The organism is Burkholderia sp. PAMC 26561, from assembly GCF_001557535.2.
Classification (GTDB): domain Bacteria; phylum Pseudomonadota; class Gammaproteobacteria; order Burkholderiales; family Burkholderiaceae; genus Caballeronia.
Genome location: NZ_CP014310.1, coordinates 408718 through 433104, shown reverse-complemented (window position 1 = coordinate 433104; position 24387 = coordinate 408718). Strand labels below are relative to the sequence as shown.

General features: G+C 60.1%; 21 protein-coding genes and 4 pseudogenes. 12 read left to right on the top strand and 13 right to left on the bottom strand.

The genetic code is table 11. The annotated features are described in order from the left end of the window. Positions 1-499 precede the first annotated feature (499 nt). Positions 500-1033 (bottom strand): annotated as a pseudogene (locus tag AXG89_RS32615) (IS5 family transposase); the annotation flags it as partial. Positions 1034-1101: 68 nt separating this feature from the next. Between AXG89_RS32615 and AXG89_RS32610 the strand changes: the two are divergent. Then, positions 1102-2064 (top strand): annotated as a pseudogene (locus AXG89_RS32610) (IS110 family transposase); the annotation flags it as partial. A gap of 335 nt (positions 2065-2399) precedes the next feature. Here the strand turns inward: AXG89_RS32610 and AXG89_RS32605 are convergent. Together AXG89_RS32605 and AXG89_RS32600 are read right to left on the bottom strand one after the other, a co-directional pair. Then, positions 2400-2582 (bottom strand): annotated as a pseudogene (locus AXG89_RS32605) (IS5/IS1182 family transposase); the annotation flags it as partial. Positions 2583-2606: 24 nt separating this feature from the next. Further along, positions 2607-3155: pseudogene (locus AXG89_RS32600) on the bottom strand (Rieske 2Fe-2S domain-containing protein); the annotation flags it as partial. Positions 3156-3375: 220 nt separating this feature from the next. Between AXG89_RS32600 and andR the strand changes: the two are divergent. Beyond that, entirely contained in the window at positions 3376-4341 is a 966-nt protein-coding gene (gene andR / locus AXG89_RS32595; RefSeq protein ID WP_062174771.1) for an anthranilate 1,2-dioxygenase regulatory protein AndR, read from the top strand. A 34-nt stretch (positions 4342-4375) separates the two neighbouring features. Here andR and catC read toward each other — a convergent pair whose 3' ends face one another. From catC to AXG89_RS32580, 3 genes are all read right to left on the bottom strand, one after another. Beyond that, positions 4376-4666 (bottom strand): muconolactone Delta-isomerase, encoded by a 291-nt coding sequence (gene catC, locus AXG89_RS32590; RefSeq protein WP_062174907.1) that lies wholly within the window; start codon positions 4664-4666, stop codon positions 4376-4378. Positions 4667-4754: 88 nt separating this feature from the next. Continuing rightward, on the bottom strand, positions 4755-5663 hold the full coding sequence (gene catA, locus AXG89_RS32585; protein WP_062174769.1) for a catechol 1,2-dioxygenase: 909 nt from the start codon (positions 5661-5663) through the stop codon (positions 4755-4757). 45 nt (positions 5664-5708) lie between these two features. Further along, positions 5709-6866, bottom strand: coding sequence for a muconate/chloromuconate family cycloisomerase (locus tag AXG89_RS32580; RefSeq protein WP_062174767.1), 1158 nt, complete (start codon positions 6864-6866; stop codon positions 5709-5711). A gap of 89 nt (positions 6867-6955) precedes the next feature. Here AXG89_RS32580 and AXG89_RS32575 point away from each other — a divergent pair, with 89 nt between their 5' ends. Together AXG89_RS32575 and AXG89_RS32570 are read left to right on the top strand one after the other, a co-directional pair. After that, entirely contained in the window at positions 6956-7840 is an 885-nt protein-coding gene (locus tag AXG89_RS32575) for a LysR family transcriptional regulator (RefSeq protein ID WP_062174765.1), read from the top strand. Positions 7841-8025: 185 nt separating this feature from the next. Continuing rightward, positions 8026-8991, top strand: coding sequence for a PDR/VanB family oxidoreductase (locus tag AXG89_RS32570; protein WP_062174763.1), 966 nt, complete (start codon positions 8026-8028; stop codon positions 8989-8991). Between the two features lie 15 nt (positions 8992-9006). On the opposite strand, the gene AXG89_RS32565 is transcribed toward AXG89_RS32570, so the two are convergent. Further along, positions 9007-9942, bottom strand: a complete 936-nt coding sequence (locus tag AXG89_RS32565) for a LysR family transcriptional regulator (RefSeq protein ID WP_062174761.1) — start codon at positions 9940-9942, stop codon at positions 9007-9009. 113 nt (positions 9943-10055) lie between these two features. Between AXG89_RS32565 and AXG89_RS32560 the strand changes: the two genes are divergently transcribed. The 6 genes from AXG89_RS32560 to AXG89_RS32535 are packed head-to-tail and all read left to right on the top strand — an operon-like array spanning position 10056 to position 14662. Continuing rightward, the gene (locus AXG89_RS32560) at positions 10056-11348 is read left to right on the top strand and encodes an aromatic ring-hydroxylating dioxygenase subunit alpha (RefSeq protein WP_062174759.1); all 1293 of its coding nucleotides are present in this window, start codon (positions 10056-10058) and stop codon (positions 11346-11348) included. A 1-nt stretch (position 11349) separates the two neighbouring features. Continuing rightward, the gene (locus AXG89_RS32555) at positions 11350-11847 is read left to right on the top strand and encodes an aromatic-ring-hydroxylating dioxygenase subunit beta (protein WP_062174757.1); all 498 of its coding nucleotides are present in this window, start codon (positions 11350-11352) and stop codon (positions 11845-11847) included. 54 nt (positions 11848-11901) lie between these two features. Next, positions 11902-12267, top strand: coding sequence for a hypothetical protein (locus AXG89_RS32550; RefSeq protein ID WP_062174755.1), 366 nt, complete (start codon positions 11902-11904; stop codon positions 12265-12267). After that, positions 12264-12788, top strand: a complete 525-nt coding sequence (locus AXG89_RS32545; RefSeq protein ID WP_062174753.1) for a nuclear transport factor 2 family protein — start codon at positions 12264-12266, stop codon at positions 12786-12788. The genes AXG89_RS32550 and AXG89_RS32545 overlap by 4 nt, the downstream gene beginning before the upstream one ends. Before the next feature lie 3 nt (positions 12789-12791). Further along, positions 12792-13919 carry an amidase gene (locus AXG89_RS32540; protein WP_062174750.1) on the top strand — a complete coding sequence of 376 codons (1128 nt, stop codon included), beginning with the start codon at positions 12792-12794 and terminating at the stop codon, positions 13917-13919. Continuing rightward, positions 13919-14662: an SDR family NAD(P)-dependent oxidoreductase gene (locus AXG89_RS32535; protein WP_062174906.1), complete on the top strand. Its 744-nt coding sequence runs from the start codon at positions 13919-13921 to the stop codon at positions 14660-14662. Before AXG89_RS32540 ends, AXG89_RS32535 begins: the two co-directional genes overlap by 1 nt. Positions 14663-14713: 51 nt before the next feature. Here the strand turns inward: AXG89_RS32535 and AXG89_RS32530 are convergent, their stop codons facing one another. The 4 genes from AXG89_RS32530 to AXG89_RS32515 form a co-directional block, all read right to left on the bottom strand. Beyond that, complete coding sequence (locus tag AXG89_RS32530) at positions 14714-15952, bottom strand: dienelactone hydrolase family protein (protein WP_062174905.1); 1239 nt, start codon at positions 15950-15952, stop codon at positions 14714-14716. A gap of 29 nt (positions 15953-15981) precedes the next feature. Continuing rightward, entirely contained in the window at positions 15982-16698 is a 717-nt protein-coding gene (locus AXG89_RS32525) for an SDR family oxidoreductase (protein WP_062174748.1), read from the bottom strand. Between the two features lie 29 nt (positions 16699-16727). After that, on the bottom strand, positions 16728-18281 hold the full coding sequence (locus tag AXG89_RS32520) for an ABC transporter substrate-binding protein (protein WP_062174746.1): 1554 nt from the start codon (positions 18279-18281) through the stop codon (positions 16728-16730). A gap of 151 nt (positions 18282-18432) precedes the next feature. After that, the gene (locus AXG89_RS32515) at positions 18433-19554 is read right to left on the bottom strand and encodes a porin (RefSeq protein ID WP_069638484.1); all 1122 of its coding nucleotides are present in this window, start codon (positions 19552-19554) and stop codon (positions 18433-18435) included. Between the two features lie 607 nt (positions 19555-20161). Between AXG89_RS32515 and AXG89_RS32510 the strand changes: the two genes are divergently transcribed. Together AXG89_RS32510 and AXG89_RS32505 are read left to right on the top strand one after the other, a co-directional pair. Further along, on the top strand, positions 20162-21244 hold the full coding sequence (locus AXG89_RS32510; protein ID WP_062174903.1) for an LLM class flavin-dependent oxidoreductase: 1083 nt from the start codon (positions 20162-20164) through the stop codon (positions 21242-21244). Positions 21245-21320: 76 nt separating this feature from the next. Beyond that, the gene (locus tag AXG89_RS32505; protein ID WP_062174744.1) at positions 21321-22925 is read left to right on the top strand and encodes an AMP-binding protein; all 1605 of its coding nucleotides are present in this window, start codon (positions 21321-21323) and stop codon (positions 22923-22925) included. On the opposite strand, the gene AXG89_RS32500 is transcribed toward AXG89_RS32505, so the two are convergent. After that, the gene (locus AXG89_RS32500) at positions 22926-23222 is read right to left on the bottom strand and encodes a hypothetical protein (RefSeq protein WP_062174738.1); all 297 of its coding nucleotides are present in this window, start codon (positions 23220-23222) and stop codon (positions 22926-22928) included. Next, positions 23219-24385: a thiolase family protein gene (locus AXG89_RS32495; RefSeq protein ID WP_062174736.1), complete on the bottom strand. Its 1167-nt coding sequence runs from the start codon at positions 24383-24385 to the stop codon at positions 23219-23221. Before AXG89_RS32495 ends, AXG89_RS32500 begins: the two co-directional genes overlap by 4 nt. Between the last annotated feature and the right edge of the window lie 2 nt (positions 24386-24387).

Genomic DNA, 24387 nt, shown 5'->3' with positions numbered 1-24387 from the left:
TACAGGAGGGCGTTCGCTTTTTCCGCGATCCTTTACCCGCAGCACCAACAGCGTTCCTTGCGGTTCGCCTGCCGTCGCCGGCAGCCCTACGGGCTTATCCTGTTCCGCAAGAATTTCAGAGCGGGGCGGACCCCTCCTATCCGCCGGCGGCGCAATGTCCACGATGGCCCAGCACACAGAGGCCATACCTTGCCGCGTGCCATTTTGGCTCAAGCCTGTCAGCACATTTGGCTTGTCAATGATGACGACGTTTATAGAGGTTCACTTATGTTGGTCGTTACCGCTCGTTCCTAGTCCCTCACCGCCCTTGTGCTGGCAGATTCTGCTTTCCCTCGCGGGTCCGCGTACCGATAATATCGGCGGTTACATTGTCCCCAGAGCTTCACACCGAGCCGTTGCCGGCTCCGCATGTCTGGGTAGGAAACGGCTGATGGAACAGCCGGTTCAATCACAACGGATCACGTTGCGTCGAACAGAAATTCAGGCGACTTGCAGGTCGCACATGCGCTTTCATCCCAAAGTACCAGGTGCGACCTTTTTGCGTCTGATGCATTTCGGGATCGCGCTTACCTGAGCCATTCTTGGTCGAACTTGGCGCGGCGATTAGCGTCGCGTCTACGGCCGAGCCAGCCTTGAGCATCAACCCTTTGTCGATCAGGATCTCATTGACCAGTGTGAGCATCTGGGCGGCGATGCCATGTGTCTCAAGTAGGTGTCGGAAACGAAGGATCGTAGTCTCGTCCGGCAAGCGCGTCATGGCGCCATCAAGACCCGCAAATTCGCGATACAACGGAACGTCGTATAAAGCTTCTTCCATCGCAGGGTCCGACAGACCAAACCATTGCTGCATGAAGTGGATTTGCAACATCGTCGCGACAGGAAATGGCGGTCGCCCAGTCTTACCCTTAGGGTAATGCGGCTCGATCAAGGCAATCAGCTTCGACCACGGCACCACACGCCTCATTTCGTCTAGAAACTCCCTTTTGCGAGTGCGCTTCGTCGACAAATCCAGCCCAAGATGAAGTTGCGTCATCGCGTCACTCCATTTCCATAAACTCCATTTAGGGTAATGCATGCCTTCGCTAAATGCAGCAGTTTTGCAGAGCTTCCCTAAAGCGAGCTCAGGTTGCTGAATTTTTTGCAAATATACCGCCATGCGTTGTCGGGATGGAAGCCTGTGGCAGTGCGCACTACTGGGCGAGAAAACTGCAAGCCTTTGGCCACACGGTCTGTCTGATGGCGCCGCAGTTCGTCAAACCCTATGTCAAGACCAATAAAAATGATGTCGCAGATGCTGAGGCGATTTGCGAGGCCGTCGCACGACCAAACATGAGATTTGTGCCCATCAAAAACGTCGAGCAACAGGCTGTACTGTCGCTGCATCGGGCTCGTCAAGGCTTCGTCAAAGCCCGTACCGCGCAGGCTAACCAGATCCGAGGGTTGCTTGCGGAATTTGGACTGGTTGTTGCTCAAGGTATTACGCACATTGCCAAGCAGGTGCCGGAATTGATCGAAGACGCGACCAATGAACTCCCGAGCACGTTCCGACTGCTCGTGCAGAGACTGATGGAACACCTGAAGGAACTCCACCGCCAGGTCGACGAAATCGGAGCCCAGATCGAAGCGTGGCATCGGAACTGTGAGTTGAGTTGCAAGCTCGCGCAAGTCCCTGGGATCGGTCCGATTACTGCCAGTGCGCTGACCGCAACCATAGGCAATGCGCGGAACTTCTCCAGCGGTCGTCAGTTGGCTGCGTGGCTCGGTCTCGTTCCCCGACAGAATTCGAGCGGTGGAAAGAACGTGTTGCTGGGTATCAGTAAGCGAGGGGACCCTTATCTGCGAACACTGCTTATCCACGGCGCCCGCGCGGTCATCTACAGAGCGAAGCTCAAAGGTGCAACAGGCGGTTGGCTCCAAACGTCGCTTGCGCGACGAAATGTCAATGTGACCGCCGTCGCGCTGGCGAACAAGAATGCGCGCATCATCTGGGCGCTGCTCGCACATAATCGGGATTTCCGTTCTGATTACATGTCTGCTGAGGTGCGACCAGCTACGCAGACCTGAATTCAAGGAGACCAACGCATTCAAAAGTTATTTCCCAGACCAACGATTGCTCAGGCGATCAAACAGTGATGGCAAGACGGTCAGACCGCGGTTAGCAGAAGCCTGATTTGCAACACGAGCGTGAAGCTCGCAGCGTTGATAAGGCGCCGACCAGCGAATTCCATCAGGGACAGCAGGCATGAGCCTGACATGAAGTCCGGATACATGGCTGCAATCTCCACCTTCGAACCATCACGGAATGAATCGTTTGACAAGCCGGGGGCGTCCATACATGTTGCAAAAATAGATCGTGCAGGCGGGCGTTCACCCGCGATCCTAAATTCATGAAATACGCAGGACTGCGGGCGTGCACGCGTGACCATTTGGTTGATGGAGCCAACACGGATGGCGACCTCCGTCGCTTGTGAACCAATGCAGCGCGCCGAAACACATTTCCCCATGAGCATTCTATACCGGTACATCGGATTTTCGATCAGCGACCGTCGGTGATAGCCACTGCGCTTCTTCCATTCGCCTCGATGGCGCCATCCAGCTGCATGGACTGCCCAGATCTTCGGGCAACGGCTCCAGCGTTTCGCTGAAGGTGGCGAATACCAAGCCGCGGTAACTCTCGACGCGCGATTTCCTGAGACTGTGATTCTTCGGATCGAAATTGGCGGGCATGCCTGCCATGCCCTTCTGCCCCGGCGAATTGGAACGCCGAGCAGGTTGCCGCTTTTGTCGAAGCTCCACTGATAGTAGACGCATGTATGCGAGCTCGCGTTGCCGCGCGATTTCCGGCATACCGACGCACCGCGATGTGCACAGCGATTTACCCAGGCTGCCAGCATCCAGTCGTCGCTACGCGTGACCACTACGGGCGTGTCACCCACGAACGTACTCTTGAAGTCACCCGGTTTGAGGCTTTCCGCTTCGAGCGCGACAAAATTCCAAGTCGGCCCGCGATAGATGCGCTCCTGTTCCCGGTTATAAACCGCTTGTGAGCTGAAAACCTTGAAGGGCACCCGTGAGCCGTCATCGTGCGGGAAGGCAACCCCGTCGCCGTCTGCCGAATCCATACGTCGTAAGGGCGTTTCGTGCACTGCGGACATCGCGTACGTTGCACCAAGCACGTCCGTTCGTTTGCATGGCGAATATTCCTTTTAGTGGAAATCTTGTATAAATCGATTTTTGGCGCGCCAAAATAGTTGGTCTATCCAGTAACGGTCGCCTGCATGCCGCGTTCTCCAATTCCGGCAGAAATCTGCCGTGCGTTGCCGGGCGGAGTTGCAGTACCATCGTTGCCATCGCTTTTGCTCAACGGACAAATCCATGTCTCCCGCCGCTTTTCATGCCGACGCATTGCGAAGCTATCGACTGTTCGAATCGACGGATCTCGATGAAACACGCGAGTTGATCTCACGCGTCATGCAGCCGCACGCGCTCGTGCCAGCAGGCTCAGGTAGCGGCCGTTCGTATATGGACTTCGTGAAACTGGGCGGATTGGGCCTCGGAACAATCGGCTTTGGTGATGCGATGCGTGTCGATGTAAAAGCGGTAGACGGCTATTACCTCCTGATGTTCTGTGTCGTGGGCGAGGCCGAAGTGCGTACGATGGGGCGCTCGATGCAGGTGAACCGCAAGCAAGGAGTGCTGTGCGCGCCGGGCCAGGCATTTGATGCGCATCTCTCGCCTGGCTCCGAGCAGTTTGTGCTGCGAATCGATCCAGTCGCGCTCGAACTGCAGACGGGCCTAACAGCAGGGGAGCTTGCATCGGTCGTGCCGGTCGGCGGCGTCCGTTTGCGTGGGTGGATGCAGCAACTCGAGCTCGTTGCAAGCTCGGCGGAACTGCTTGCGTGTGCCCGATCCAACCCCGGCGTCGCCGTGCAACTCGAACGCCTACTGATCGATCTTTTTGCAACTGGGCACGCAGGTCAGACGGCGCAATCGAGCGGTCAGGCCGCAAGGCCCGTATCGCCTGCATTCATAAAGCGCGCAGAGGCCTTCATAAAAGAGCATTGCAGCGAGCCGCTCGAATTGCTCGCGATAGCCAACGCCGCGGGTGTTTCCGTAAGGACACTGCACGACGGATTTCAGCGTTTCAAGGGCGTAAGCCCGATGCAGTTCGTGCGCCAGTTACGCTTGGAACGCGCTCGCGACGCTTTACGCGAAGCACCCGCCAATGTGCGCGTTGCCGAAATCGCGCTCGATTGCGGATTCACGCATCTCGGACGGTTCGCAATGGCATATAAGGCGATTTTTGGCGAGTCGCCGTCGGATACCTTGCGGGTGCGTTAAAGCCGGCGTTGCATGTTGCCTGAGGGCGCGCGGCTTACCGGTCGCCTGCATGTACCGACGAAGGATGCCGGCAAAGCGCCCTCACCTGGACGTTCATATACGGAAAGAGCGGCAATTGGCTGAGTATCTCGTGCAGATGCGTCGGGCTTTCCACTTCGAAGATGCTTACATTCGCATACTGCCCAACGATGCGCCACAAGTGTCGCCACACCCCGGCTTCCTGCAGTTTCTGCGCCATCGCTTTCTCGTCGGCCTTCAATCGTGCTGCGCGTACCGCATCCGTGTCAACTGGAAGGTTGACGGTCATCTCAACGTGAAACAGCATCATGACTCCCCTAGTCCCGCTCGGAAAAAATGAAAACCGTGCGCGCGACTTTGCGAGCACGGTATGAACAGCGCTGTTACTTGACAATCTAGGCTTGTGCACGAGTACGTTCGACTTCCGCTGCTGGGACGGCATCGCGCTCCTTGAACAGCGCGAAATCGAAATCGATCAGCGCAAAACTCCCTTCGATTCCGTAAGGCTTGCCGGCATCGCCTTCAGCTTTTTTCAGCTCGGGCACAAGGCCGTCGCGAGTCGCGAATGCGAAGTCGTCCCACAGATAGGGATCGCCGTCGATATTGACTTGCGTAGTCAGTTTTCTGAAGCCCGGAGCGGAGACGAAAAAATGAATATGGGCCGGACGGTGCCCGTGACGACCCAGTTGATCAAGCAGAAGTTGCGTCTTGCCTTGCGGCGGTACGCTGTAACCTACCGGCACCACGCTGCGAAAGCTGTAGCTGCCGTCGTGGCCAGTCCGGATCGAACGGCGCAGATTGAATGCAGGCTGCGCCTGGTCGAAGTACGAGTAGCTGCCAAGATGATTCGCATGCCACACCTCCACCAGCGCGCCCGCGAGCGGTGCGCCATCCTCGCCTACCACCTTGCCGCGCATGACGAGCGTCTCGCCGGGATCCGTACCATCGTCGAGGCGCGCAAAGGTTTCGGAAACCGGCGCACCGGCGACATAGAGTGGCCCTTCTATTGTGCGTGGGGTCCCGCCTTCGAGGCCTACTTTCGCTTCTGCTTCGTCAAGCCGCAGATCCAGGAAATGCTCGAAGCCGAGTCCTGCCGCAAGGAGGCCCAGTTCCCCGCTTTGGCCGGCTTCGGCAAGATAGTTCACTGCGGTCCAGAACTCGCCCGGCTGCACATCGAGGTCTTCGATTGTATAAAAGAGATCGCGGATGATGCGGTTTACAATGATCTTCGTGCGCGGGTTGCCGGCTTCAGTCGCGCTGTCGTTGAATTGCTGCAGCAGTGCGTCGATTATGTGCTTGTCCACAATTGTCTCCTTATGTTTGGAAATTTGATTTGAAGCAAAAAAATCTCAGCTTTGGAAGACCGTCGCGTTTCTTTTTGAATCGCGTCGCAAACGGCCGATTTTTTCCCAATCGAGCGTCACGCCCAGACCCGGTCCACGCGGTAGGTGCAAAGCGAAATTTTCGTAGCGCAAAGGCTCGGTGAGGATATCTTCGGTGAGTAACAGCGGGCCGAACAGCTCGGTGCCCCAGGCGAGTGAAGGGAATGTGCTAAACAACTGCGCCGACGCAATTGTGCCGACAGCGCCTTCGAGCATCGTGCCGCCATACAGATCGATATGCGCCGCGAGTGCAATCGCAGCAACGCTTGCTGCGCCTGTAAGTCCGCCCGACTGCGCGATCTTCACAGCGAACACATCGGCCGCGCGCATGCTTGCAAGTGCGAAGGCATCGGCGGGGCCATGCAGCGCTTCATCCGCCATGATCGGTACGCGGCCGAGTTTGCTCAAGCGCTTAAGTCCCATGCGGTCGGACGCGTCAACCGGTTGTTCGATCAGCTTGACGCTGGCATCGGCGAGACGGGGCAGCGCCCACATTGCGTCGGCTTCCGACCACGCCTGGTTCACATCGATACGGACTTCGGCGCGCGCACTAAGCGCCTCGCTGATCGCGACCACGTGTGCGACATCGTCGGCTACCGCGCGAGAACCGATCTTCAGCTTGAAAACACGATGCCTGCGGCTTTCCAGCACCCGCTCCGCTTCTTCGATGTCGCGCGCCGTGTCACCGCTTGCGAGCGTCCACGCCACCTCCACGCTGTCGCGCACGCGGCCCCCAAACAGTTCGGAGAGCGGCACGCCGAGGCGTCGCGCCTGGGCATCGAACAATGCGGTTTCTAGCGCACATTTCGCAAACCGGTTGCCTTGGTAGAGCGAGCGCATCTCGGCCATCGCGGCACCCGGCCGGGTTGCGTCCATGCCGATCAGGCGCGGCGCGAAATAAGTATCGATATTGACTTTTATGCTTTCCGGGCTCTCCTCGCCATAAGCAAGTCCTCCGATCGTCGTGCCTTCACCCACACCTTCAATACCGTCGGCGCATTCAACCCGGACGAACACGAGCGTCTGACAATTCATGGTCGCAAGCGAGAGCCGATGCGGACGGATCGTCGGCACGTCCAGCAGAATCGTCTCTACAGCCCTTATTTTTACCGGTGTTGGTATCATGCGGTCCTCCTGAAGGTCTTCATGTTACGAACGAACCTGCATGAAAGTCCAACACCCATACCGACTACTTTCATACTTTAGGGGTATGCATGGAACTTCGCCAGCTTCGTTATTTCGTGGCCGTTGCCGAGGAAATGAACATCACCCGCGCGGCAGATCGCCTGCACATGACACAGCCGCCGCTAAGCCGCCAAATCCAGCAGATTGAGAAAGACATTGGCTTGCCGCTGTTCGCGCGCGGCGCGCGGCCCTTGCGTCTGACCGAGGCTGGTCGAATCTTCTATACGCAAGCAAAGCGTCTCCTGAATGAGGCCGACGAAATCGCGCCGCTCACCCGCCGGCTTGCGCAACTCGCGGAGCGCGTGGTGATCGGCTTCGTGCCATCGACGTTGTATGGTCCGTTGCCCACGGTGATCCGTGCGTTTCGCGAGGCCGCGCCGCAGATGGAGTTGTCGCTGATCGAAATGTTCACCATCGAACAGCTCAGCGCGCTGAAAGGCGGTCGTATCGACATAGGGTTCGGGCGCCTGCGTTTCGACGACGATCAGCTTGCGCGGGAAGTGCTAGTCGAGGAGCGGCTGATCGTAGCATTGCCACAAGATCATCCACTTGCAATGCGCGATGAGCCGCTGACGCTCGCGGCAATCGCTAAGGAAACTTTGATCGTATATCCGAGCACTCCGCGCCCGAGCTATGCAGACCAGCAGTTATCGGCCATGCGCGACCATGCGCTCGAGCCGAAAGCCGTGCACGCAGTGCGCGAATTACAGACCGCGCTGGGACTCGTTGCAGCGAACGTGGGCGTGTGCCTCGTCCCAAAGAGCGTCGATGGTTTGCGCGCACACGGTGTTGCTTATCGGTACGTCGTGGAGCGCCTGAGCTCGCCCATCATCATGAGCCGACGCAATGATGACAAGTCGCAGGCTACAACGCTGCTGTGCAGCCTCGCGCGCGCTTCGTTCCAGACGAGCTGAACTATCCAGCGGCGCCCAACAGCCACTTTGACCAAGCGCCGACACTCCCGTGTTATTTGCCCGGTTTATATGTCAACAGATTTGTTATCGATTGGACGGATTCACCACAGGCCGTTAGTCTCGGGCGCTCGCCGTCGGCAAATACAGCCGGCTTCGACTATCGACTTACACGATCAAAAAAGCTCATGAATTCCATACCTGTCACCGTCCGTGTCGACGCGATCCGCGATGAAGCGCCTGACATTCGTGTTTATGTCATCTCGCGTATTGATGGCGAGCCATTTTCCGCTTACGAGCCCGGGGCGCACATCGACGTCACTAGCCCGTCTGGCGTCATGCGCCAATACTCGTTGTGCGGTGATCCTGATCAGTTGCAGCATTACGAATTCGCCGTAAAGCACGAGACGCGCTCACGCGGCGGCTCGCGCTCTCTTCACAATGATGTGACGCCGGGTACGCAATTGATCACCAGTGCGCCACGCAACCTTTTCAGGCTGGATGACACGGCAACCGGTCATATCCTGATGGCAGCCGGCATTGGCATCACGCCATTGCTCAGCATGGCGTACCGACTGCTGCGCGAGCATCCGCGCTTCACGCTTCACTATTTTGTGCGGGATTTCGCGAGCGCTGCATTCATGACGTTGCTGACCGAGTCCCGTTTCGCGGAACATGTAGTGGTGCACTACGGCGTCGAACCTTCGAAACTCCGTCATGAAGTGATTGTCTGCTTGACGGACGTTCCCCCCGGCACCCACGTCTACACCTGCGGCCCAAGCGGGTTCATGGACTGCGTGGTGCGAACTGGCGAGTCGGTCCTGCCCGCTAGCTCGATTCATCTTGAACGTTTCTTCGCCGAATCCACCGTTGCGCGAGAGGCGGTCGCTTCCTTCGAGGTTGAGATCGCGAGTAACGGGACAAAAGTACGCGTAGAGCCGGACCAGTCGATCGTCGACGCGCTTGCGTCGGCTGGCATCCTTATTGATACGTCGTGTGGAGAAGGCGTTTGCGGCACTTGCATGGTCGATGTGCTTAGTGGTGAGCCCGAGCACCGCGACCACTGCCTAAGCAAAGCGGAGCGTGCTAGCGGCAAAGTCATCTGTTGCTGCGTGTCACGCTCGACATCTCCGTTACTCGTGCTCGATCTCTAGTCGCTCCGCCTCGCGTTACAACCGTGAATATGGAAACCGGTCAAACGTCTTCACGATGCCGGTCATCAGGTCACGCAGCCAGACATTGCCTTCGTCGTTGTGGAAGTTATCGTGCCAGTGCATTGAGACCGTTGCGCCGGGCAGGCGAACTGGCAATTCATAGATTCGGAAACGGTTGTCGCGGTTGAAGATCTGTGCGAGCCGGCGCGGTAGTGTGCCGTAGTAATCTGTCACACCTAGCACGCTCGGCAACGCCACGAAGTGCGGCAGTTCCAGCAGCGTATTACGCCCGATACCATGCGACCGGAACGCATCTTCTAGTGCATGATGACTGTGCTCCACCGATAAAATCTGCACATGGTCCGCGCCCGAAAACGCGGCCAGACCGATCTGCGAGCCCTTCGGCAGACCACGCCGCTTGCGCGTCATGCATACGTAGGTTTCATCGAAGAGCAGTTGGTGGCGCGTTTTCGACGTCAGCTCCGGCAAGTTGCCGATCGCGAAATCCAGCCGGCTCACACGCAGAGCTTCTTCAATCTCCTCCACCGGCGTCGGATCGATGCGCAACTTGATGCGCGGCGCGAGACGATGCAGCGCCTCGCAGATCGGCGGCAAATAAGCCAGCTCCCCCGCATCCGAGAGCGACAGCCTGAAGGTCCGCGTGCTCACCGCCGGGTCGAAGCGCTCGGCATAGCGCAGCGCCTCGCGCACGGTATCGAGCGCACGCCCCACGATCGTCGCCAGTTCCAGGGCAATGGGTGTCGGCTGCATGCCGACACGCGTCCGGATGAACAGCGGGTCGTCGAAAAGCGTGCGCAGGCGTCCCAGCGAGTAACTGATTGCCGGTTGCGACAGCGCGAGGCGCTGCCCTGCCCGCGTGAGGCTGCGCTCTTCGATGATCGCGTTGAAGACGCGTAGCAGATTAAGGTCGACGTGATCGATCGAGGTCATAATATTTGCCGGATTGATGACCAGACCAATTTTAGATGAATTTGACCTATGACATCACCCGGCCCACACTCCGATTCATAACAAGTGTCCGTCCCACTCTACTCAGGTGTTCGATGAGCGAAACCCAATCTGCGGCCTATCAGGCAATCGACGCGAGCGCGCTGTACAAGCGCGCGGAAGTCGATCGCGTCTCGCCCTCGCTGTATTACGATCCGGCAATCTTCGAAGCGGAACTCGAACGCATTTTCTACAAGACCTGGATCTGGGTCGCGCACGAAAGCGAACTGCCGAATCCGGGCGATTTCAGGACGACGACTATCGGCCGCCAACCGGTTATCGTGGTGCGCGACAAGACCGGCGCCATCAACGTGCTGGAGAACCGCTGCCGCCATCGCGGGGCGACCGTATGCGAGCAGCACAAGGGCAATGCGCGCGGCTTTACGTGTCCGTATCACAGCTGGTCCTATGCCCTGGATGGGGCGCTGCGCGCGCTGCCGTACGGCGACGGCTATGAAGGCGTGGTCGATAAAACCGAGCTGCCGCTCAAACGCCTGCGCACCGGCGTGTACCAGGGCCTGATCTTCGCGAGCTTCAACCAGGACATCGAGCCGCTCGACGATTATCTCGGCGGCGCGAAACCGTGGATCGACCTGTTCATGAAGCAGGGCGCGGGTTTTCCGGTCAAGACAAACGGCGAGCACAAGTTCAAGTTCAAGGGCAACTGGAAGATCCAGCTTGAAAACACGACCGATCTCTATCATTTCCCGGTCGTCCACAAGTCGTGGATGAAGACCATCGACGACGAAACCGCGGCGGCCATTACCAGTTTCATGACCAGCGACAAAGCGTTCTGCCGCTCGCTCGGCAATGGCCACAGTCTCGCGGTCCTGGTCCCGGAGATCGTCGACCTCGACGAGGACAACGGCGAGCCGATTCCTGCGCGCTATGAGGCCCTGGCCGCGTCGCTCGCGGCCGACTATCCACCGGATCAGGTGCGGCGCATCGTGCGCTCGTTGATGGGTGTCGGCTTCAATCTGAACCTGTTTCCGAACCTGGCTTTGTCGATGGCATTCTTTCGCGTGCTGCGCCCGATTTCCGCCGAAGAGACCGAGATTCGTCACGTCGCGCTCGGCATGCAGGGCGGACCCGAAGAAGCGAACCGCGCGCGCCTGCGCGTGCATGAACATTTTCAGGGGCCATTCGGATTCGGCAGCCCCGACGACGCCGAAGCATGGGAACGCGTGCAGCGCGGCTCCCATGCGGGACCGGACGTCCCTATCCTCGTCAATCGCGGCCTGAACCGCGAGGTGACCTCGGAAAACGGCGAGAAGACCGCGCACGCCACCGACGAAACCGGCATGCGCGCCGCCTATGCCAAATGGCGCGACATGATGGAGGGCAAATAACATGGACGATACTAACGCCCTGCTCTCGCACGCCTCCTTTGCCAAGGCGGTCCAGTTCATCTGGCGCGAGGCCGAACTGCTCGATAGCAAGAACTATCGTGCGTGGCTGGATCTGTGGTCGCCGTCGGGCTTCTATGTCGTACCCATCGATCCGGACGCAACGGACTTCGCCGCCACGCTGAACTATGCCTACGACGACCAGCACATGCGCGAGTTGCGCGTACAGCGATTGACCTCGGGCTATTCGCCCTCGGTCACCGACGCGGCGCGCACCGTGCGCACGGTATCGCGCTTTACGGTCGCGAGTGAAGAAGCCGACATGATCGACGTCCACTCGGCCCAGGTGATCGTGGCCTACAAGCGCGGCGTGGCGACCTTGTTCGCGGCAGACGTCGAGCATCGGCTTTCGCTGACCAGCGGCGAACCGCGGATCGAACAGAAGGTGGTGCGGCTGATCGATTCCACCGACGCACTCAATGCCATCGGCTTCCTGCTCTGAGTCACGCGCGTCTGCCGATACACTGACGCTTCATCGAACCAACAAGAGATCAGCATGACCGACACCGCTTCACTCCCGCTGCGCGTCCTGTTCTGCTGTGGCGTGACGCAGAATTTCTTCGACCTTCCGCGCGAGAAGATCGGCGCTGTGTGGCAAGCCTATGGCGCCATGCTGAAAGGCGTCGAGAGCATGGAGGGTGTGAAGGTCCTGGGCATCATGGACGACGACAAACTGGTCGTCGGTCAGTCCGGCGGCGCGCCATGGACGTTCTACATCATGGCCGACGTCGGGGACTTCGATACCGCGGCAGCGGTGTGCAATCTCTACAGAACGACGCCGGTCGGCGAATACAACCTGTGGCGTTACGGCAAGATCGAAGCGCGTATTGGCCGCGCACTCAAGGTGCCCGAACCCACATGAGCCCGACCGACGACACCACGGCTTCGCTGCTCATGCGCATCGCGGTGCTCGAAGCCGAGCGCGCGGTGCGCAGGACGCTGACACGCTACATGGCGCTGTGCGACGTGCCGGCGGGCGGTATCGACGGCGCAACGCTGGGCTCGCTCTTCACGGATGACGCAATCTGGCAAGGCATCGGTCCGCTGTACGCAGGCAAGTTCGGCTATCTTCAAGGCCGCGAGGCGATCCTGGCAATGCTCACGCGTTACCTTCCGCCCACGCCCCATTTCGTTGTCAACACGCACTTCCTGACGTCGGAAACCATCGACGTCGATGCGCATGCGAGCGCGGCGAAAGGACGCTGGATCATGTTGCAGGCATCGGGTTACGTCGACGACCATGCGGAACTGATCGCGGCAAGACTGGAAGTCGACTTCGTGCCGTCGCCCGCTGGCGCGGCGTGGCTGATTCGTCGTTTCCGCACGCAACGGCTGTTCGATGCACCCTGGCAAGTCCATCCCTCTCCCACGGACAACCCTTAAGCAATGAACGAATTCATCAGCGAATTTACGCTTGGCGACGCCGACGGCCCGACCATCGCGATCAAGGATTCCATCGACATTGCGGGCCATGCGACGACCGCTGCAAGCCGCGCGCTCGCCGATGCGGAACCGGCCGCGCAGCACGCGGAAGTCGTGCAGCGTCTGATCGATACGGGCTGGCAGATCGTCGGCAAGACCAACATGCACGAACTCGCGTTCGGCATGACCGGCATCAACGACTACACCGGCACGCCGGAAAATCCACAGGACGAAACGCGCATTCCCGGCGGATCGTCGAGCGGATCGGCGGCGGCGGTGGGCTTGTCGTTATCAACGGCGGCGTTGGGCACGGACACTGGTGGCTCGGTGCGAGGTCCCGCTGCCTGTTGCGGCGTAATCGGCATGAAGCCGACCTTCGGCCGCATATCGCGACGCGGCGTTGCGCCCGCGCGCTCGACGCTCGATTGCGTCGGCCCTTTTGCACGCGAGATGCAGACGCTGATCGACGTCATGGCCGCCATCACGCCTGACTTCGATGAAGCCCTCGCCAATTCCAGCGCGGCGAATGTGCGCATTGGCATCGTGCCGGTGGAGGCCGATCGCGCGATCAGCGAGGCGGTTGCCGGCGCGCCAGGGCTGGCCGGGTTTGCATCGCGGAACGTCGACTTGCTCAATCTGCGCGCCGCCTTCGACGCCGGCCTCACCGCGATCAACGCGGAGACCTGGGCCGCGTTCGGGCATCTGATCGAGACCGGCAAGCTTGGTGCGGATCTCGATGCCCGCTTGCGGCATGCATCGACGATGACGAAGGCCGATCTCGCAGTTGCCGAAAGCGTGCGCGCGAGTTTCACTGCCGAGGTGGACAATGCGCTGCAATCCGTCGACGTGCTCGTGCTTCCGACCTTGCCTGCGTTGCCGATCACGCTCGAGGCAGCGCGCAACGGCACGCCGGTCATTGCCATGTCGTCGCTGATCCGCCCATTCAATCTGAGCGGCCATCCCGCGCTCAGCCTGCCTTTGCCGATCGCGGGGTCACCGTTATTTGCGGGATTGCAGATCATCGGCTTCAAGGGTGACGACGAACGCGTCTGCGCGATCGCTGCATGTTTCGAAGCTGCACTGGGACAATGATGAAGACGCGAGTCGTGTTGGTCACGGGTGCGGCGCGTGGCCTCGGCGCGGCCATCGCGCGGCGTTTTCATGACGCGGGATATTGCGTGGCGATCGGCGACATTGCCTTCGATGCCGCACAAGAACTGGCGCGCGACCTGAGTCCCGATGGTGCGTCGGCCATCCCCCTCGCACTCGATGTCACGCAAAAAGCAGACTTCGAATCCGCGCGTGATGCCATGCTGGCGGCATGGCAGCATGTCGATGTATTGATCAACAACACGGGCGCGTCCAAAGTCGTTCCGGTGATGGACATCACCGCCGAACAATTCGATCAGGTGATCCAGGTCAATCTGCGCAGCGTGCTGTTCGGATGCCAGGTATTCGGCCAATATTTCGCCGACGCCGGGATCGGACGAATAGTCAATATTGCTTCGCTGGCGGGTCAGAATGGCGGCTCCGCGACGGGCGCGCACTATGCGGCGTCGAAGGGAGGCGTCATCACGCTGACCAAGGTATTTGCGCGCGATCTGGCGTCACGCGGCGTGACCGTCAACGCTATATCGCCAGGGCCGATGGACTTGCCGATCGTGCACGAGAGCGTGCCGGCGGACAAGTTGAACGCCGTCATCCAGAGCATTCCGGTCGGTCGCCTGGGTTCGGACGATTACATTGCCGACGCGGCAATCATGCTGGCCGCCGAGAATGCCTACTTTGCCAACGGCGCTTGCTGGGACATCAACGGCGGCTTGTTCATGCGATGAAAACTCAGCGATGAAAACTCAGCGACGCCAACTCAATGGCATCGCCTCGCCTTACACCGGTTTTCCTTCACTCGATGCCCAGTTCGGCATCAGCGTGTTGGTCGGCAAGGTTTCATCAACCATCTTCTTCGCGGTCTGGATGCCGGCAACCGGCAAGCCCGTCGGATCGAGCACGCCGATCTGCACCAGCACCGACGCCTGATCCCAATAGATATGCTCGTTGTACAGCTTGTCGCCGCGAAAGCAGATGACCGCGAGCATCGGCACTTCGAAATATTTTCCCGTGGGCTTGAGTCCCGGCAACAACCAGTCGATCTCGCGATCATGTGTTGCACAGAACACGAATTCATCGACGACCCGGTCCGCGCCTATCGTTCGCGAGACGGGGATCAGGCGGGTGTCGGCGGGATTCGAATCGACAAAATGGTACTTGTAGAAGCGCTTCAATTGATCGTGCCCGACGCCGCCGGTCATGGTCGGCACGTGGTTGACGTAGGGCTGCGCAACCATGGTCGGCATCACGGCATTCACGTCGCGCGTGCCGAACTCGTAGTAGCAGTGCATCTCCCATAACTGGTTCAGGTCGTACACGGGGCCGAGCGCCTTGCGCAGCATGGCCATGGTCCGCGAATACGCCATCATGGCTGCGGGTTTGTCGAAGTTCTCGCGCTCGGGCGTGGCGAATGCGTGATCGCAGCCGGGATACACATAGGTTTCGATCGACGCTTTTTCCTTGAGCGCCGCGATGATTTTTTCGCGCGTCTCCGGCGGCGTCAGCGCGTCGTTCTCGGCGAAATGGAAGATCATTGGACAGTGAATCGATGCACTCTCGCTCGTGTAGGCGTCGAGTCCCACGCCGTAATAGCTCACGGCGCAATCGACGTCGGTACGCGCGGCGGCGAGCATGGCGAGGCGGCCGCCGAGGCAATAGCCGATCGTGCCGACCTTGCCCGCGTGGTCGGGCAAGGTGCGCAACGCAGCAATGGTCGCGGCGATGTCGTCGACCGCTTTCCCTTCGTCGAGCTTCTCGTTGTAGCCGAGTGCTTCGGCGAAATCCACTTCGTCATAGCCGAGGTCGACGCCGGGCTTCATGCGCCAGAACAGATCGGGCACGAGCACCACGTAGCCTTCCTCGGCGTAGCGGTCGGCCATCGCCAACATGTAGCCGTTGATGCCGAAAATCTCCTGCAGCAACACAAGACCGGGACCCGATCCTTGTGCCGGCTTTGCCAGATACGCGGCGAACGTGCCGCCGTCCTGCGCTGTCACCTGTATGGTTTGACCGCTCATCATCTCTCTCCTTGCCAATCCCTGGACATTCAAAGATAACCCGCAAACTGATTCTGTACCGCCTCGCGATCCGCTGCCAAACCCGCGCCCACGCCCTGCGCCATCGCACCGACGTAGACCTCGTCGGGGCCGACTCCGAGCGCGGCGAACACGGCATCGACGACTTCCGTGACAGCCAGCTTCGGCGGTGGAAAATCGCGGCTCATGTCGGTATCGATCGCACCGGGCAGCACGGCGAGCACGCGCACATCATGCGCCGCAAGTTCTGCGCGCAGGCATTCGGTCATGCGCAACGCGGCCGCTTTCGATGCACACAGCGAACCCATCATCGGTAACGCGACACGCGCAAGGACCGACAGCATGTTGACAACGGCGCCGTGATTGGCGATCAGCGCGGGCGTGAACGCGCGGCACATGGCGAGCGTACCGAAGTAATTCACTTCCATCTCGGCCCGCGCCGCGTCCCCGTCGCGGGGAACGATCGCGCGTTCAAGCCGGTTGATGCCCGCGTTGTTGACCAGCAGCGTGACGTCGCCGGCAAGCGACGCCGCGTGCGCCACCTGCCGTGGGTCGGTCACGTCGAGCGTCACGGGGACCACGCGCGGATCGTTCACGCTCAGTGCGTTCACGTCGCGCGCCGCGGCATAGACGCGCCGCGCCCCGCCCGCAAGCAAACTCGTCACGAACTGCGCGCCCACGCCACGATTGGCGCCGGACACGAAGGCGACGGAATCTTGAATCTGCATCGCAAGCTCCTGGTTGTTGCCGGATCAGCTCATTTGCGCTTGTATTCGACCGGCAGGATATAGCCGCTGTTGAAGGTTTTCACATCGATATTCGAACGGTACGCAATCGTCGTCACTGCCTGCAGCAGCGGCACGACCCATGACTTTTCCGACGCTTCCTGCCCCAGCGCCCGATATCCGGCCATGCGCTTTTGTTCATCGACTTCGGTCATCAGCGCTTCGACGCGCGGTGCGAGCGCATCGTCTTTCCACGCCGAGAAACGCAGCCGCGGATCAAGAATGCGGCCGGTGTAGTTCTCCGGATCGCCAGTCGCATTGGCCCAGCTATACAGCAGCACGCCGCTCATCTTCGTCGCCTGGATCTCGCCGATGACTTTCGCCATCGTGGTCTGCGTGAGATCCGCCTGGATGCCAACCTTCTGCCACATCCCCGCGATGGCGCGTGCCATGTCGTAATCGCTCGGGAAGGTGCCGTTGGTCGTTAGGAACGGAATTTTCACCGGCTTGTTCGGGCCATAGCCGGACTTCGCCAGCGCGGCAATCGCCTTTTGCGGATCGAAGCCGATCTTGAAACCGGGCACGTCGGCGGGAGAACCGGGCGTCGCCGTCACCGACAAGGGCACGGCTTCGCCGCCGTAGAACGCTTTGGAAAGCGCGGCGGTATCGATGGCGTAGTGCATCGCCGCCCGCACGTTTTCGTCGTCGAAAGGCTTGACGTAGTTCGGCATCCGAAGCATGTAGATTTCGCTGTACGGATAGATCTTCGTCGTAATACCCGGAGTCTTCGCAAGACGCTGCGCCTCGCGCAACGGAATCTGCACGGCGATACTGGCCCGCCCCGATTCGACCGCCGCCACGCGGGCCGACGGCTCCGTGGTGATCTGGAACGTGACGTTCCTGATGCTGGGGACGCCGCCCCAGTATTTGTCGAAGGCTTCGAGCACGATGCGCGAACCACGCTGGTAATCGACCAGTTTGTACGGCCCCGCGCCCACGGGTTTCGTCTGGAAGCCGTCACTGCCGACCTTCTCCATATACGCCTTCGGCAAGATGTACCCCGCGAGAAACGCGAGATAGATCGGCGCGGCCGGTGTCGGCTTTGCATACACGAGCACGGCGCGCGTAGGAGAAATGATCTCGACGTCCGTCAGCGTCTGGAACATGCCGCCGACCGCGAGCTTCTTGTCGGCCGCCGGGCGATCGTGCAGGCTGTACTTCAGGTCGACGGTCGTCAGCTTCGAGCCATCGTGGAAAAATATGTCGTCGCGCAACGTGATTTCGAGTCGTTGCGCCGTCTTGTCCTGCCACTTCCAAGCCGTGATCTGGCGCGCCTCGAGTGCGAGCTTGGCCGAGTAGCGCAACGGCGAATCGAAGACGGTTTCATAAATCGACTGCGCCTGCGGCACGGTGATCGCCGTCGGGTCCCACGTCGGCACGTCGGAGATATAGGCGATGTTCAATACCTCATCGCTCGCCTGACCTTGCGCCCGCGCGATGTCCCACGGCAGGATCAGCCCTGCGCCTGCCGCCAGTGAACCCAGCAGCAGTTGCCTGCGCTTCGCGTCGATCTCGAAACTGTCCATCGATACTCCTGTGTCCCGGCAATACGCCGGATGTAGAAGGGATAGCGCGCGCAGCGTTTGGATGTGGAGCGTTACGCGACCTGCAAGCCTTGATTATTGACGGCCAATAACAGAAGCAAAAGTGGGGGTGACCTGAGTGCGCCCGCCGGCTTTAGAACCGGTGCCGCAACCCCAGTCGCACTTCCACCTGATTCGGCGTACTCGAACGCTGCAGCACCGGCCCAAGGTCCGCGTACTGAGCGTCGCCGGCCGCATGCATGTAGGTTGCCTGCAAGTAGGTATCGGTGCGCTTTGAGAGGTAATAATCGACGATGGCGTCGACATTATGATATTTCGGTTTAGCCGACGTCACCGAAACGTCCCCTTGCGTATAGCTGTAACCCGTACCAAGTTGCAGCGATGGCGTCACGAAATAGCTGGCCACCACTTCATACACGCTAAAGCTTGCGTGGCCGCCGATCTTCGCGCCGAGCGTCGGGTCGAGTCCGAGAAATTTCGTGTTCGTGTAGTCGGCGCTGATCTTCGCCTTCCCGAACGAGTACTGCCCACTCACGCCGAACGACTGATAGCGCGTTGCTGCAATGCCGTAGTTTCCATCGACCACATTGGTCGGTGTCCACACGCCTTCGGACACCGCTTCCGCAGGATGATCGATCGACGTGAATGCCGCAGCCAGCGCGATTGGGCCGCCCGCATATTTGACGCCAACGGATTTCACCGCGTCGCGATTGACGGCGCCTGAAACGTTGCCAAATCCATACAGTGCCGAAGCCTGGATGCCCGCGATGATCGGCGAGGTATAGCGCACCGCGTTATTGATACGGAAGTCGATACCCGTGTTGTCGAGATCGCCCGGGTGCGGGAACAGGATGCCCCAGTTGCCGTTTGCCGTGTACAGGCCGACGTAGTCGCCCATCAGTTCGTTCTGCCGCCCGAGCGTCACGGTGCCGAGCGTCTTGCTTGCGAGCCCGACGTAAGCGGCGCGCCCGAACATGCGGCTTTGCTGCAGCAACTTGCCCGAGTTGATATCGAAGCCATTCTCCAAACGGAACACCGCGGACAGCCCGCCACCCAGATCTTCCGTGCCCTGCAAGCCCCAGCGGCTACCCTGCGAAATACCGCTTTGCATCTGGTACGACTTGTTGCCCAACTGATTGTTCGAAAACGTCAGGCCTTCATCGATGATGCCGTACAGCGTCACGCTGCTCTGCGCGCAGACTGATCCGCTCGCGCACAACGCAGCAAGCGATGCAGCAATAAGAGGAGTTTTCACTTGGGTTCCGTTAAAAGATCGAAGGGTGTATGACGTCGTTGCTTGACTCAATGACTTCAATTGAAATTGGTGCGTCGCGTAAGTCATCGAGCGACGGCCTTCGGAATGCGGAATGTTGGCGGTCTATCAACATTCTGAATTCAGATTATTTCAGTAAAAATCGGACGTCAAGAACTTGCCAAAATTGTTTTTTGGCAAAGCCATCTAATGACGGTGCCAACCCGGGTGAGACATGCGAATAGGAAGCGGCTCGTCGCCGTCTTGGTCGGCTGGTGAATGCATGCGAAGTACAGGGTTTCGTAGGGAAAGGATTTTTCAATACCCTATATAAATGAGCGTTTTTTTCGTCTGATATACGCCGCGCCCGGGCCTCAGGCGCCGGTCCCCGGACCCGCCACGTGCTGCCCGTCATAGCGGAACGGGCTTGTGCACGGCGTGCATCGCAGTACGCTTTATTTGCGCGCGCCATACCCCGAAACGATCGTTGTTCGTACAGACGCAACGCATTGCACGCAGTCCTTGACATGTGATTTTTCTGAATTCAGTATTCTTCAATACCAATTTTGCTCGCAAGGAGCCTGTCTTGACCGAACTGATCGCGAATCCCATGCGACACGCTCACCCGTTCAAGCTCGGCGTCTTCGCAGCCAACGCGGATCGCGGCCTTTCATTCACGACCGTGCCCGAGCAATGGCGCGCCACCTGGGACGACGTGCAGCGCGCGGCGATTGCAGCAGATGAAGGCGGCATGGATTTCTTCCTCCCGATCGCTCGCTGGCGCGGCTTCGGTGGTACGACGCACGTGCGGGAGTGGTCGTTCGAGACCTTTACGTTCGCCGCCGCACTGGCAGCGGTCACGCGGCGTATTGCGTTGTTTTCGACCGTGCACGTGCCGCTCGTGCATCCGATCTACGCGGCGAAAGCACTGGCGACCATCGATCACATCAGTCATGGTCGCGTTGGCCTGAACATTGTGTGCGGGTGGAATCCCGACGAATTCGACATGTTCGGCGTGAAGCTTAATCCGGAGGCCTACAAACAGGCGGCGGAATGGTCCGACGTACTGATGGAGCTCTATACGTCGGCCGAACCCTTCGACTTCAATGGCGCGTTCTATCAGTTGAAAGGCGCTATCTCTCGACCGGTGCCATTGCAGGCGCCGCGTCCGGTCACGATGAACGCCGCGTTCGGCGCGCCGGGCCGCGACTTCGCCGCGCAGTACTGCGACTACCTGTTCACCACCTTCTCCGAACTGGACGCCGGGCGCGAACACGTCAGGGACATTCGCGCGCGTGCACAGGCAGCGGGGCGTGATATTGGCGTGTACACGGTGGCGCATGTCGTGTGTCGCGAGACGGCTCAGGAAGCGCAGGATTATTACCATCGATACTCGGTGGAGCAGACCGACGAAGCGGCGCTCGACTATCACATGAAGCAGAAGAAGGGCTTCAGCAACAGCCATGACTACCGCGCTTTTACCGAGTACCGCCAGCGTTTTGCGGCGGGCACCGGTAGCTTTCCGCTGGTCGGGACGCCCGTGCATATAGTCGATGAACTCATCAAGATCCACGCAAGCGGTTTCGCCGGTGCAGCACTGACATTCGTCAACTATGCCGATGAACTGCCTTTCTTCTGCGAACGGATCCTGCCGCTGATGCGCGAAGCGGGCTTGCGCCACGATCACGACTGAACTTTAACTGGAGCGTTTTTGGACCGTGCAATACGTACCGGTCAGGGAAAGCGCTCGTCCGGACACTTCATACGTAATGACACCGACTTCGCCTTATCTGGCATTCAAACACACCGCACGGCAATTCCCGGACAACGATTTCCTGCATATCCCCGCCTCCGCGCGCAAGCATTACGCAAGCGCCGAAGCACTGACCGTGCGCTATGGAGAGATGCTTGCGTGGATCGACGAGCAGGTTGCGCTATATCGCGATGCGGGCTATGGCAAAGGCATGCGCGTCGCCCTGTTGATGGAGAATCGTCCCGAATTCTTCGTTCATTTCTTCGCGCTCAACGCGCTCGGTGTGAGCGTCGTGCCACTGAATGCCGACGCCCGGGCACACGACATTGCGTACGTGGCGGAACACAGCGAAATCGTTCTGGCGGTCGGGATCGAATCCACGCTGGACCTGCTCCGTGCCGCGCTCGATGGCAAGCTGCCTCTCGCCGATGCCAACTCGCCAACGCTGCCTGTCATTCAACCCACCGCTGCGTCCGGGTCGCCGCCTTCCATCGACGATGAATGCGCGCTGCTCTACACCTCCGGCACCACGGGCAAGCCCAAGGGATGCCTTCTCGACAACCGCTATTTCCTCTCCATTGGCGAGTCGTACATCACGGAAGGTGGACTGTGCGAGGTCCGTGCCGGCGTCGAACGGCTGATCACGCCGCTGCCGCTGTTCCACATGAATGCCCTCGCCTGTTCCACCATGGCCATGGTGTTGTCGGCGGGATGCGTGATCCAGCTCGACCGCTTTCATCCGCGCAACTGGTGGACGGACGTGGTGCAAAGCGGCGCGACGATCGTGCATTATCTCGGCGTCATGCCCGCGATTCTGCTGGCGCTGACGGACGACGTGCCGGTAAATTACGCGGTGCGATTCGGCTATGGCGCGAATGTCGATCCGAAGCATCAACAGGTCTTCGAACAGCGCTTCGGTTTCCCGCTGATCGAAGGCTGGGCAATGACCGAGACGGGCGGCGGTGCCGTGATTGCATCGAGTCACGAACCGCGTCATGCAGGCTCGCGATGCTTTGGCCGGCCGCGTGCGGGTATCGAAGTGAAGCTGGTCGACGCGGACGGACACGCGGTCGAACCAGGCGTGCCGGGCCACATGCTGGTGCGTCGGGCAGGGCCGGAGCCGCGTCGCGGATTTTTTCGTGGTTATCTGAAGGACGACGCGGCAACCGAAGCTGCGTGGCAGGACGACTGGTTTCATACCGGCGACATCGTGCGTCGCGGCGACGACGGCAGCCTGCATTTTGTCGACCGGCAGAAGAACATCATTCGCCGGTCGGGCGAAAATATCGCGGCACTGGAAGTGGAAGCGTGTCTGCTCGATCATCCCGATGTACAGCAGACCGCCGTGATCGCCGCGCCGGATGCCCTGCGCGATGAAGAAGTGCTGGCGTGCGTGATCGTCGCCCCGGGAACCGCACGCAACGAAGCGACGGCCCGGGCGTTGCAGGCCTGGTGCCTGGAACGGCTGTCGTATTACAAGGCGCCGGGCTACGTTGCGTTCGTGGACGCGTTGCCGGTGACATCGACGAACAAGGTGCAGAAGACTCAACTGGCGGCGTTTGGCTCGGACCCGTTGAACGCACCGGACTGCTTCGACGTGAGGGCGTGGAAGAAACGCTGATTACAGGGCGAAGGCGACCAGCGCGCCGTCGCTTTCGCACTGAATGCCGACGACGGTCCCGGGCGCGAGCGGGCGGTCGAGTCGCGCAATCACACGCGGGCCGGCATCCGTCAACAGGGTCGCCAGACAAGTCATCTCACTACCCGGTTTTCCGGCACGATGATGCAGGACCGTGACCTCTTCTACACGGCCTGTGGCAGCATCGACTTCATTGAATAGATCATTTCCGCAGTGCGCGCACAGCAGGCGGCGTGGGAAATCGCACTGACCGCATAGCGTGCAAGCGAAGACGTTCATGGCGTGACACCGCTTTCGAGCACGACGGCGTTTGCACACATGCCGTATCGATACTGCACCATGCCATAGCCGCTCACCGCAGCGAAACGCGCTCGCGCGACCTGACGCGCGCCCGCTTCATGGCGCAACTGGGTGATCGCCTCGACGAGTCCATGCATGCCTGCCGCAGCGCCCGCTTGTCCCGCCGATAACTGCCCGCCTGATGTATTCACGGGCAAATCGCGCGATGCGATGCGCTCACGAATGAAGGTGCCGGCATCCGGTTGATCGCCCGCGAAACCCAGGTCGATCAACTGAGCGACGATCATCGACGGATAGTCGTCGTAGACCGACACCAGATGCATATCGGCGGGAAGAAGATCGGCGTCGCGCCACAGGGCTTCGCGAAGCGTGGCGAGTCCGGTCACGAGACCATCGCCGTGTTGATGATCGACGTTGTACGCGGCCCGCAGCGCACGGATGCGAACCGGCACACGCGCCGCACAAGGATGGGTCGACGACGTCAGCACGATGGCGTTCGCCCCGGACACCACCGGCACGCAATCGAAGCGGCAGAGCGGCTCCGCAACGAGCGGCGCGGCCAGGTACGCCTCCAGGGTCAAGGGCGCGCGATACACGGCGGCCGGATTCATCGACGCCCATTCACGCTGCGCAACGCATAGCGCGGCATAGTCCTCGCGCGTCAATTGCAGGGCGCGCATTTGCCGTTGGGTGAGCATGGCGAACAACGGATTAGGGCCGCCCGTATCCAGTGGCCGGAGATGCGTGCGCGTTGTCACGTTGTAGTTCTCGACCAGCGTCGTGAAATCCGCTGCCTCGAAATGATCGCCACTGACCAGCACGATGGCGCGGGCGTCGCCTGCCTGAATCGCTCGCGCGGCGTGCTGCAACAGATTGATGCCGCTCGCGCCGCCATGGCAGTCGTCCATGCACCAGCGCACGGTGAAGCCCGCGCGCCACGCAAAATCGATCGCATGATCGGGCGGCAACGTGAACGACGCCACGCCGAGCCCATCGACTTCTTTTGCCGACAGACCCGCCTGCGCCAGCGCCGCCGTCACCGCCTGGGCAAGCAGTCCCGCCGTGCTGGTGCCGGCCTCCGCATGCCGCCTGTATGGCACTTCGACCGCTGCCACGATCGACACACCGGTGAAGTCGTTCATGG

Coding starts and splice junctions, on each gene's coding strand:
- andR (WP_062174771.1), top strand. CDS start 3,376: ATGTCTCCCGCCGCTTTTCATGCCGACGCATTGCGAAGCTATCGACTG.
- catC (WP_062174907.1), bottom strand. CDS start 4,666: ATGCTGTTTCACGTTGAGATGACCGTCAACCTTCCAGTTGACACGGAT.
- AXG89_RS32580 (WP_062174767.1), bottom strand. CDS start 6,866: ATGATACCAACACCGGTAAAAATAAGGGCTGTAGAGACGATTCTGCTG.
- AXG89_RS32575 (WP_062174765.1), top strand. CDS start 6,956: ATGGAACTTCGCCAGCTTCGTTATTTCGTGGCCGTTGCCGAGGAAATG.
- AXG89_RS32570 (WP_062174763.1), top strand. CDS start 8,026: ATGAATTCCATACCTGTCACCGTCCGTGTCGACGCGATCCGCGATGAA.
- AXG89_RS32565 (WP_062174761.1), bottom strand. CDS start 9,942: ATGACCTCGATCGATCACGTCGACCTTAATCTGCTACGCGTCTTCAAC.
- AXG89_RS32560 (WP_062174759.1), top strand. CDS start 10,056: ATGAGCGAAACCCAATCTGCGGCCTATCAGGCAATCGACGCGAGCGCG.
- AXG89_RS32555 (WP_062174757.1), top strand. CDS start 11,350: ATGGACGATACTAACGCCCTGCTCTCGCACGCCTCCTTTGCCAAGGCG.
- AXG89_RS32550 (WP_062174755.1), top strand. CDS start 11,902: ATGACCGACACCGCTTCACTCCCGCTGCGCGTCCTGTTCTGCTGTGGC.
- AXG89_RS32545 (WP_062174753.1), top strand. CDS start 12,264: ATGAGCCCGACCGACGACACCACGGCTTCGCTGCTCATGCGCATCGCG.
- AXG89_RS32540 (WP_062174750.1), top strand. CDS start 12,792: ATGAACGAATTCATCAGCGAATTTACGCTTGGCGACGCCGACGGCCCG.
- AXG89_RS32535 (WP_062174906.1), top strand. CDS start 13,919: ATGAAGACGCGAGTCGTGTTGGTCACGGGTGCGGCGCGTGGCCTCGGC.
- AXG89_RS32530 (WP_062174905.1), bottom strand. CDS start 15,952: ATGAGCGGTCAAACCATACAGGTGACAGCGCAGGACGGCGGCACGTTC.
- AXG89_RS32525 (WP_062174748.1), bottom strand. CDS start 16,698: ATGCAGATTCAAGATTCCGTCGCCTTCGTGTCCGGCGCCAATCGTGGC.
- AXG89_RS32520 (WP_062174746.1), bottom strand. CDS start 18,281: ATGGACAGTTTCGAGATCGACGCGAAGCGCAGGCAACTGCTGCTGGGT.
- AXG89_RS32510 (WP_062174903.1), top strand. CDS start 20,162: ATGCGACACGCTCACCCGTTCAAGCTCGGCGTCTTCGCAGCCAACGCG.
- AXG89_RS32505 (WP_062174744.1), top strand. CDS start 21,321: ATGACACCGACTTCGCCTTATCTGGCATTCAAACACACCGCACGGCAA.
- AXG89_RS32500 (WP_062174738.1), bottom strand. CDS start 23,222: ATGAACGTCTTCGCTTGCACGCTATGCGGTCAGTGCGATTTCCCACGC.
- AXG89_RS32495 (WP_062174736.1), bottom strand. CDS start 24,385: ATGAACGACTTCACCGGTGTGTCGATCGTGGCAGCGGTCGAAGTGCCA.